General features: G+C 70.6%; 1 protein-coding gene (running past one end of the window). It reads left to right on the top strand.

What is annotated here, in order from left to right:
* Nucleotides 1-11171: part of a non-ribosomal peptide synthetase coding region (locus tag NE2_RS36910; RefSeq protein WP_373862214.1), annotated on the top strand (this coding region is incomplete at its 5' end). 1531 nt of the annotated region lie beyond the right edge of the window; the window shows 11171 of its 12702 annotated nt.

The raw sequence follows: 11171 nt of genomic DNA, 5'->3' as shown, positions 1-11171 counted from the left end.
CTGGTCGAGGCGGGCGTGGGCCCCGAGGCGCGGGTGGCGCTGGGACTGCGCCGCTCGACGGACCTGGTGGTCGCCATGTACGCGGTGCTCGAGGCCGGTGGCGGCTATGTGCCGCTGGACCTGGATCAGCCCGCCGACCGCATCGGCTACGTCCTCGACACCGCCGAACCGGTCTGCGTACTGACCACCTCGGTGAACGCGGCCGACCTCGAGGCCGGTGACCGTACGGTCCTGTGCCTGGACGAACTGGACCTCGCGGACTACTCCGACGAGCCGCTGACCGACGCGGACCGTCTCGCCCCGCTGCGTCCGTCGAATCCGGCGTACACGATCTTCACCTCCGGCTCGACCGGCCGCCCGAAGGGCGTGACCGTCCCGCATTCCGCGGTGGTGAACCAGATCCGCTGGATCACCGGCGAATACGGCATCGGCGCCGACGATGTGGTGCTGTTCAAAACGCCCGCCACCTTCGACGTCTCGGTGTGGGAGTTGTTCGCCCCCCTGTCGGTCGGTGGCCGGATGGTCGTGGCCACCCCCGACGGGCATCGCGATCCGCGTTATCTCGCCGATGTGATCGCCGCCGAACAGGTCACCATGACCTCGTTCGTGCCCTCGATGCTCACCGTCTTCTCCGGTGCGGTCGACAGTTCCGCGCTGGCGTCGCTGCGGGCGTTGTTCGTTGCCGGTGAGGCCTTCACCTCCGATGCCGTCGAGGCGTTCCGGCGGGTCGGCACGGCACAGCTGTACAACCTGTACGGCCCCACCGAATTCACCGTGCACGCCACCCACGCCGGGGTGGCCGACGGCGTCCGCGGGGCGGTGCCGATCGGTTTGCCGGTGTGGAACGCGCAGGCCTACGTGCTGGACGCGCGGCTACATCCGGTGCCGCCGGGTGTCGCGGGTGAGCTGTATCTGGCCGGCGATCAGCTGGCCCGCGGTTATCTCGGCCGTGCCGACCTGACCGCCGACCGGTTCGTCGCGAATCCGTTCGCCGACTACGGCTCCCGGATGTACCGCACCGGTGACCTGGTGCGCCGCGGGGCCGACGGTGCGATCGTGTACCTGGGCCGCACCGACTTCCAGGTGAAGGTGCGCGGTCTGCGCATCGAACTCGGGGAGATCGAATCCGCCCTCGTCGCACACGAATCCGTGGCCCAGGCGGTCGCGGTGGTGCGTTCGGACGCGCGCCTGGGCGATCAGCTCGTCGCCTACGTGGTGCCGGCCGGCGGCGTGGTGGACCTCGAGGTGCTGCGCGCACATCTGGCGCAGCTGCTGCCGTCGTACATGATTCCGGCCGCGATCGTCACGCTCGACGCGATGCCGCTGAACCCGAACGGCAAATTGGACCGGCGCGCGCTGCCGGAACCGGTGTTCGCGGCCCGCGAATTCCGGGCGCCGTCCACGCCGGTCGAGGAGATCGTGGCGGCGACCTTCGCCGACGTACTCGGTCTGGACACCAGCGAGCGTCCGGTCGGTGTGGACGACGACTTCTTCGATCTGGGCGGCAACTCGCTGATCGCCACCCAGGTGGTTGCGCGGCTGAGCGCCGCGCTGAACGCCGAGGTCGGCGTGCGCACGGTCTTCGAGGCGCCCACTGTGGCCGGCTTGGCCGCGCGCGTCGAATCCCAGGTGGGATCCGGTGTGCGCCAGGCACTGACGCCTCGCACGCGCCCGGAGTTCCCGCCGCTGTCGCTGGCACAGCAGCGGATGTGGTTCCTCAACCGCTTCGACACCGATTCGGCGACCAACAACATCCCGGCCGCTGTGCGGCTGACCGGCGAACTCGATATCGACGCGCTGCGTACCGCGATCGCGGACGTGGTGGCCCGGCACGAATCGCTGCGCACTATCTATCCGTCCCACGAGGGCCTGGCCTACCAGCAGATCCTGCCCTCGACCCGCGCCGTGCCCGACCTGGACGTGGTCGATACGACCGAGGCGGATCTGCTCGACGCGCTGACCGAATTCGTCGGCCGCGGTTTCGACGTGACCGCGGTGCCGCCGACCCGGTTGCGGCTGTACCGCGTCGGCGAGGCCGATCATGTGCTGGTCGTGGTGGTCCACCACATCGCCACCGACGGGTTCTCGATGACTCCGCTGGTGCGCGATCTGATGACCGCCTACCTGGCCCGCACCGCGGGATCGGAGCCCGGCTGGGCGCCGCTGCCCGTGCAGTACGCGGATTACGCGCTGTGGCAACGGGAATCGCTCGGCTCGGAGGACGATCCGCGGTCGGTCATCTCCGAACAACTCGGCTACTGGCACAACGCGCTCAACGGCCTGCCCGACGAATTGCGGCTGTCGACCCGCCCGCGGCCGGCCGTCGCCACCTACGAGGCCGGGACCTACCGCTTCCGGGTGCCGGGTGAGCTCGTCGACGGGCTGAGCCGGGTCGCCCAGGGACAGCAGAGCACGCTGTTCATGGTGGTGCACGGCGCCTTCGCCGCGTTGCTGGCGCGGTTGAGCGGCACCGATGACATCGCCGTAGGTATTCCGGTGGCCGGTCGCGGTGAGCGAGCCCTCGACGACCTCGTCGGCATGTTCGTCAACACCCTGGTCCTGCGCGCCCAGGTCGACCCGGGCGCGCGGTTCACCGAACTGCTGGCCCAGGTCCGCGAGCGCGACCTGTCGGCCTTCGCCCACGCCGACGTGCCGTTCGAGCGCCTGGTCGAGGTGCTCAACCCGGCCCGTTCGCAGGCCCGGCACCCGCTGTTCCAGGTGATGCTGTCCTTCCAGAACCTCGGCCGCACCGCCCTGGAACTGCCCGGGCTGACGGTCGCCGAACTCGGAATCGACGCGCAGACAGCGAAATTCGACCTGCAGCTGACGTTGAGCGAGGGGCCGGTCGGCGCCGGGGCCGCCGCCGGCGGTACCGGTGCGGACGCCGCGATGGACGCCGAGCTGGTCTTCGCGACCGATCTGTTCGACAAGGCGTTCGCGGAATCGTTCGCCCGTCGCTTCCTGCGCGTGCTGCAGGCCGTGGCCGCCGATCCGTCGGTCGCCGTGGGCGCCCTGCCGATTCTCGACGCCACCGAACACGCTCTGGTGCTGCGGCATTGGAACGACACCGAATTCCCCATCGACGCCGCCCTGCCGACGGTGTCCGACGATGCCGCCGCGACGCTGGTCTCGCTGTTCGAGGCACAGGTCGCGCGCACCCCGGACGCGACCGCGGTGATCTTCGAGGGGACGAGTCTGTCCTATGCCGAGTTCGCCGCCCGCGTGCGCAGGCTCGCCCGCTGGCTCGTCGACCAGGGGGTCGGACCCGAGTCGCTGGTCGCCCTGGGTATGCGACGTTCGATCGATCTGGTGGTCGGCATGTACGCCGTGGCCGCCGCCGGTGGCGCCTACGTGCCGCTGGATCCGGATCATCCGGCCGAGCGCACCGAGTACATCCTCGACACCGCCCGCCCGGTCTGCGTCTTGACCTCGGGTGCCGGCCTGCGCGAAAACGTCTCCACCGCAAGCGATATCGCACCCGAGGTGCGTATCGACCGGCTCGAGCTGTCCGGATATTCGGACGCGCCGCTCACCGATGCCGACCGGACCGCGCCGCTGCGTCCGGGCAATACCGCCTACGTGATCTTCACCTCCGGCTCCACCGGCCGCCCGAAGGGCGTGGCCGTTCCGCACACCGCGATCGTGAACCGCCTGGTGTGGATGCACGCCCAGTACGGCCTGGCCGCCGACGACGTGGTGCTGCAGAAGACACCGGCCACCTTCGACGTGTCGGTATGGGAGTTCTTCTGGCCCTTGCAGGTCGGCGCGCGCCTGGTGGTGGCCCGGCCGGACGGCCATCGCGATCCGGCCTATCTCGCCGAGGTCATCGTGCGCGAGGGCGTGACGGTCACACACTTCGTGCCGTCGATGCTCGCGGTCTTCGTCGCCGAGCCGGCCGCGGCCGAATGCACCGGTCTGCGCAACGTCTTCGCCTCGGGTGAGGCGCTGCCCGGCACCACCGCGCAGCAGTTGCGCCGCCTGACCGGCGCTCGCCTGCACAACCTCTACGGCCCGACCGAGGCCGCGGTCGACGTCACCTATCACGAGGTCGTCGACGCGGACGTGGCGTCGGTGCCGATCGGTGCGCCGGTGTTCAACACCCAGGTCTACGTGCTGGACGCGCGGCTGCAGCCGGTTCCGGTGGGTGTCGCGGGTGAGCTGTATCTGGCGGGCGCCCAGCTGGCGCGCGGATATGTGGCCCGCCCGGATCTGTCCGCGGACCGCTTCGTGGCCAATCCCTTCGGGGGCGGTGCGCGCATGTACCGCACCGGCGACCTGGTGGTCTGGACCGAGGCCGGTGAGCTCGAGTATCTGGGCCGCACCGACTTCCAGGTGAAGGTGCGCGGCCTGCGCATCGAGCTGGGTGAGATCGAATCCGCGCTGACCGCCGTCGCATCGGTGGGTCAGGCCGTGGTGGTGGTGCGCTCCGACGATCGCACGGGCGACCAGCTGGTCGCCTACCTGATCGCCGCGCCGGGCGCCGAGATCGCGGTGGACGCCGTGAAATCCGCACTGGCCGAACAACTTCCGGCGTACATGGTGCCGGCGGCCTTCGTGGTGCTCGACAGCTTCCCGCTCAACGCCTCCGGCAAGTTGGATCGCAAGGCGCTGCCGGCGCCGACGTTCGCGGCCAAGGTGTTCCGCGCGCCCAGCACCTCGGTGGAACAGTCCGTCGCCGATGTGATCGCCGAGATTCTCGGCCTGGACCGGGTGGGCCTGGACGACGACTTCTTCGAACTGGGCGGCAACTCGCTGCTCGCCACCCAGGTCGCGGCCCGGCTGGGCGCGGCGCTCGACACCGAGGTCGGGGTCCGCACCCTGTTCGAGTCCTCCACGGTGGCGGCCCTGGCCGCGCGCTTGGAAACCCAAGCGGGACAGGGCGGGCGGCTCGCGCTGACCGCGCAGCCGCGGCCCGAGCCCGTCGCGCTGCCGGACGGTGAGACCGCGCAGCTGGTGCCGCTCTCCCCGGCCCAGCAGCGGATGTGGTTCCTCAACCGGTTCGACAACCGCACCGCGGTGAACAACATCCCGGTCGCGATCCGGCTGACCGGCGCGCTGGACCGCGAGGCCTTCGCCGCGGCCGTGCGTGACGTGGTCGCGCGGCACGAATCGCTGCGCACCGTGTACCCGGAGGTGGCCGGTGACGGCTACCAGCGGGTGCTGTCCGCGCACGCCGCCGGTGTCGAACTCGCCGTCGAATCGTTGGACGCCGGCGAATTGCCCTCGCGCGTGGCGGAATTGGTCAACGTCTTCTTCGACGTGACCGCCGAGGTCCCGTTCCGGGCCACCCTGCTCGAGCTCGGCCCGCGCGACCACGTGGTCGTGCTGGTCATGCACCACATCGCCGGGGACGGCTTCTCGCTGCGCCCGCTGCTGCGCGATGTGGTCGCCGCCTACTCCGAGCGCTCGCGCGGCGAGTCCCCGCAGTGGGCGCCGCTGCCGGTGCAGTACGCCGACTACGCGCTGTGGCAGCGCGAGGTGCTCGGCGCCGAGGACGATCCGGAATCGGTCGCCGCCCGCCAGATCGCCTACTGGTCCGAGCAATTGCGCGATCTGCCCGAGCAGATCGAACTGCCGGCCGATCGTCCGCGCCCGGAGATCGCCACCAATGCCGGTGCGACACACGAGTTCTCGGTCGACGCCGATCTGCACGCGCGGCTCACCGACTACGCGCGCGCCCACGGCGTGACGCTGTTCATGCTGATGCACGCGGCCCTGGCCACCTGGGCGGCGCGGTTGTCGGGCAGTACCGACATCGCCATCGGCACGCCGATCGCGGGCCGCGGTGAACGCGCGCTCGACGATCTGATCGGCATGTTCGTCAACACGCTGGTGCTGCGCACTCCGGTGCGCCCGGACGCGACGTTCGCCGAACTGCTCACCGAGGTGCGCCGGACCGACCTGGCGGCCTTCGCCAACGCCGACGTGCCGTTCGAGCGGCTGGTCGACGTGCTCAGCCCGGTGCGTTCCCAGGCGCATCACCCGCTGTTCCAGGTGGCGTTGACCTTCGAGGCCACCGGACAGCGCGACGCCACCACGGCCGCCCTGCCCGGCCTGGATCTCGCGGTCGTCGACGCCGATCCGGGAATGGCGAAATTCGATATCCAGCTGACCGTCGGCGACGCCGCCGACGGCGCCGGGCTGGCGCTGTCGTGGACCTACGCCACCGATCTGTTCGATCCGGAGACCGTCGCCGCCTTCTCCGACCGCCTGCTGCGGATCCTGCGCAGCGTCACCGAGGGCAGCTCCACCGCGGACAGTGTCACCAAGACCGTGGCCGCCGCCACGGTGGTGGGCGATATCGATCTGCTCGGCGAGGGCGAACGGCTGGACGTCTCGCAGCGCTGGGTCTCGGCGGGTGCGGACGGCGGCACCGGGCGGTTCGCGGACCGGGCCGTGACGCTGTCGGATCTGTTCGACGCCGCGGTTGCCGAGCACGGCGACCGGGTGGCGGCGAAGTTCGGCGCCGACCAGCTCACCTACGAGGAGCTGGATCGGCGCGCGAACCAGTTGGCGCGCAGGCTGATCGCCGACGGCGCCGGCCCCGAGACATTGGTCGCGGTGGTGCTGCCGCGCTCGCTGGATCTGGTCGTGGCTCTGCTGGCGGTCGTGAAGTCCGGCGCGGGTTATGTGCCGATCGATCCGAGCTATCCGGCCGAACGCATCGCCTACGTGCTCGCGGATTCGCGTCCGGCCGGGGTGATCGTGGACGGCAGCACCGAGGTGGAGCTGCCGACCGGCCTGCCGACCGTGCTGATGGACGGATTCGGCGCGGAGACACCGGAATTGGTGGACGCGGGCGAGGGCCCGATCACCGATGCCGATCGCAACGCCCCGCTGTCGGCCAGCAATATCGCCTACGTCATCTACACCTCCGGCTCGACCGGACGCCCCAAGGGCGTGGCGGTCGCGCACCGCAACGTCGTGCGGCTGTTCGCCAATACCGATCGCGAATTCGGCTTCGGCGCCGAGGACGTGTGGACGATGTTCCACTCCTTCGCCTTCGACTTCTCGGTGTGGGAGATCTGGGGCCCGCTGCTGTTCGGCGGCACGCTGGTCGTGGTCGACTACTACACCTCGCGCTCGCCCGAGCAGTTCCTGGAACTGCTGCGACGCGAACGCGTGACGGTGCTCAACCAGACCCCGTCGGCGTTCTATCAGCTGGCCGAAGCCGATCGCCTGGCCGGTGGGCAGCCGCTGGCCCTGCGCTACGTGGTCTTCGGCGGTGAGGCGCTCGAGCTGCGCCGGCTCGCGGACTGGGTGGCCCGCCACGGCGACACCGCGCCGCGACTGGTCAACATGTACGGCATCACCGAGACCACTGTGCACGTCTCGCACCGGGTGCTCGACGCCGAAACCATCGCCGCGGCAACGGGTTCGGTGGTCGGCCGTGCCATCGCCGGACTGCGGGTGTACGTCCTCGACGACCGGCTGCATCCGGTTCCCGTCGGCGTCGCCGGCGAGATGTATGTCGCGGGTCCGCAATTGGCGCGCGGCTACCTGGGCCGCCCGGATCTGACCGCCGCCCGCTTCGTCGCCGATCCGCTGGGCGAGCCCGGAACGCTGCTGTACCGCTCCGGTGACGTGGCGCGCTGGAACCGCTTCGGGGAACTGGAATATCTGGGCCGCGCCGACGACCAGGTCAAGGTGCGCGGCTTCCGCATCGAACTCGGCGAGATCGAGGCCGCGGTGCTGGCGCAGCCGGGGATCGCGCAGGCCGCGGTCGTCGTGCGCGAGGACCAGCCGGGCGACCAGCGCATCGTCGCCTATGTGGTGCCTCCGGCCGGTCGGACCGAACCGGCGCTGGACGTCGTGCGCGACGGTGCGGCCGAACGGCTGCCCGCGTACATGGTGCCCTCGGCATTCGTGGTGCTGGACCGCATTCCACTGACCGTGAACGGCAAACTGGACCGGCGCGCTCTGCCCGCCCCCGCGGTGCAGTCGCGCGCCTTCCGGGCCGCGGAGACCCCGGTGCAGGAGATCGTGGCCGCGGTCTTCGCCGAGGTGCTCGACGTGGAACGGGTCGGGCTCGACGACGACTTCTTCGAGCTCGGCGGCAACTCGCTCATCGCCACCCGCGTCGTCTCCCGCGTCGGGGCGGCGCTGGGGACAACGGTGGGTGTGCGCGCGCTGTTCGAGGCCTCGACCGTGGAGTCGCTGGCCGCACGGCTGGAAACCCACACCGGCGGCGAGGCGCGCCCGCGCCTGATCGCGCGCCCGCGCGCCGCCGCGGAACCGGTGCCGCTGTCGTTCGCGCAGCAGCGCATGTGGTTCCTGAACCAGTACGACACCTCCTCGGCGGCCTACAACCTGCCGCTGGTGGTCCGGCTGTCCGGTGAACTCGACACGGCCGCACTGGAATTGGCCGTCTTCGACGTGGTGCGCCGGCACGAGTCGCTGCGCACCCGCTATCCGGAGCACGGCGGCACGCCGATGCAACTGGTGGTGCCGGCCGAGCAGATCGTGCTGGATCTGCGCGCCTACCCGGTCTCGGACGCCGATCTGACCACCGCGGTGACGGATTTCGCCTCCGCGGGATTCGATGTCGCCGAACAGGTTCCGCTGCGCGCCCGGCTGTTCCAGGTGCACAGCGACGAACACGTGCTGGTCGTGGTCGTACACCACATCGCCGCGGACGGGTTCTCGATGACCCCGCTGGCGCGCGACGTGATGACCGCCTACACCGCCCGCACCCAGGGCAGCGCCCCCGGCTGGGCGCCGCTCGAGGTGCAGTACGCCGATTTCGCGATCTGGCAGCGCGAGGTGCTGGGCTCGGAGGACGATCCGCAGTCGCTGCTGGCCCGCCAGGTCGACTACTGGCAGCGCTCGCTGTCCGGAATTCCGGAAGAGCTGGCCCTGCCCGCCGACCGCCCGCGCCCGGCGATCGCCTCGCTGCGCGGCGCCGAACTGCATCGCACCCTGACTCCGGAACTGATCGGCGCGCTGGAAGGCGTTGCGCGCGAACAGGGTTCGTCGCTGTTCATGGTGATGCACGCCGCCCTGGCGGTGCTGCTGGGACATCTGTCGGGCACCGACGACATCGCCGTCGGCACCCCGATCGCCGGCCGCGGTGAGGCCGCGCTCGACGATCTGGTCGGCATGTTCGTCAACACCCTGGTGTTGCGGACCGGCATCGACCCCGACGAGTCGTTCACCGGACTGCTGGAGCGGGTCCGCCACACCGACCTCGAGGCCTTCGGCAATGCCGACGTGCCGTTCGAGCGGCTGGTGGAACTGCTGGCGCCGGAGCGCTCGCAGGCCCGCAACCCGCTGTTCCAGGTGATGCTGGCCTTCCAGAACCTCGACCGCGCGAGCCTCGAGCTGCCGGGCCTGACCGTGTCCACGGTCGAGCGGGAGGAGAACATCGCCCGCTTCGACCTGCAGTTCACGCTGTCGGAACGGGTCGGCGACGCCGACGGCGCGGCCGCCAACGGCATGGCGTTGAACCTCGTCTACGCCACCGATCTGTTCGACGAGCAGACCGCCTCCGAGATCGCCGATCGCTGGATCCGGGTGCTGCGGGCGGTCGCCACCGATCCGCGCATCGCCGTCGGCGCGGTCGACATCCTCGAGGCCTCCGAGCGCGCCGACCTGCTCGCGCGCACGGGCGGCCCGGCGGTCGCGGCGTCGACCCTGCCGCAGATGCTGGCCGAGGCCGCGACCCGCGACCCGCAGGCTCCCGCGGTGATCGCCGACGGGCGCACCCTCACCTACCGCGAACTCGACGAGCGGTCGAATCGCCTGGCGCGCTTGCTGATCGAGCGCGGAATCGGGACCGAGGACCTGGTCGCGGTGGCCGTACCGCGCTCGGCCGAGAGCTATCTGGCCGAATGGGCGGTGACCAAGTCGGGTGCGGCGTTCGTGCCGATCGACCCCGCGTACCCGGCCGACCGCATCGATCACATGGTCACCGATTCGGGTTCGCCCGTCGGCCTGACCGTGGCCGCGGTGCGCGATGATCTGCCGGAGTCGGTGGACTGGCTGGTTCTCGACGAGATCGAGATCGACGGCTACGACGCCGCCGCGATCACCGACGCCGATCGGGTCCGCCCGCTGCGCGTCGACCATCCGGCCTACGTCATCTACACCTCCGGTTCCACCGGTGTGCCCAAGGGCGTGGTGGTCACCCATGCGGGTCTGGCGAACTTCCGCGCCGAACAGAACGAGCGCTACCGGCTCGACTCCGATTCGCGCGCACTGCATTTCGCCTCGCCCAGCTTCGACGCCTCGATCCTGGAATTCCTGCTCGCCGTCGGTGCGGGCGGTGCGCTGGTCGTGGTGCCGCCGGGTACCTACGGCGGCAGCGAACTCGGTGAGCTGATCGCCCGCGAGGGCGTCACCCACGCCCTGATCACCCCGTCGGTGCTGGCCACCCTCGATCCGGCCGATCTGGCCGGGATGCGGGTCGTCATCGCCGGTGGTGAGGCGGTCACCGCCGAGCAGGTCGCCAAGTGGTCGGTGACCCCCGACGGGTCGCCGCGCCGGTTCCACAACGCCTACGGTCCGACCGAGGCGACCATCGCCACCAACATCAGCGATCCGCTGGCCGCGGGCGATCCGGTCACCATCGGCGGTCCGATCCGCGGTATGCAGTCGCTGGTCCTCGACGCCCGGTTGCGGCCGGTTCCGGTGGGTGTCGCGGGTGAGCTGTATCTGTCCGGTGTGCAGCTGGCCCGCGGCTATCACGCGCGGGCGAGCCTGACCGCCGAGCGCTTCGTGGCCAACCCCTACGAGCCCGGACAGCGGATGTACCGCACCGGTGACGTGGTGCGGTGGAACCACACCGGTGAGGTCGAATACGTCGGCCGCTCCGACTTCCAGGTCAAGGTGCGCGGCTTCCGCATCGAACTCGGCGAGATCGACGCCGCGCTCACCGCCCACGACGCCGTCGACTTCGCGGTGACCGTGGGCCACACCCGCGGCGCGGGCGCCACCTCGCTGGTGTCGTATGTCGTCGCGGTCCCGGGTGAGCCGATCGATGTCGCCGATGTGACGGCCCACCTGGAACAGCGGCTGCCCGGCTACATGGTGCCCTCGTCGATCATGGTCATCGACCGGGTGCCGCTGACCCCGGCAGGCAAGCTGGATCGCAAGGCGCTGCCGGAGCCGGAGTTCGCCACCGACACCGCCTTCCGCGCGCCGCGGACCCCGGTCGAGCAGGCCATCGCCGA

It is taken from the genome of Nocardia elegans NBRC 108235 (assembly GCF_001612845.1).
In the GTDB taxonomy this organism is placed as follows: Bacteria; Actinomycetota; Actinomycetes; order Mycobacteriales; family Mycobacteriaceae; genus Nocardia; species Nocardia nova.
Note: the sequence above shows the minus strand (reverse complement) of the source record. Positions and strands in the feature narration are given on the sequence as shown.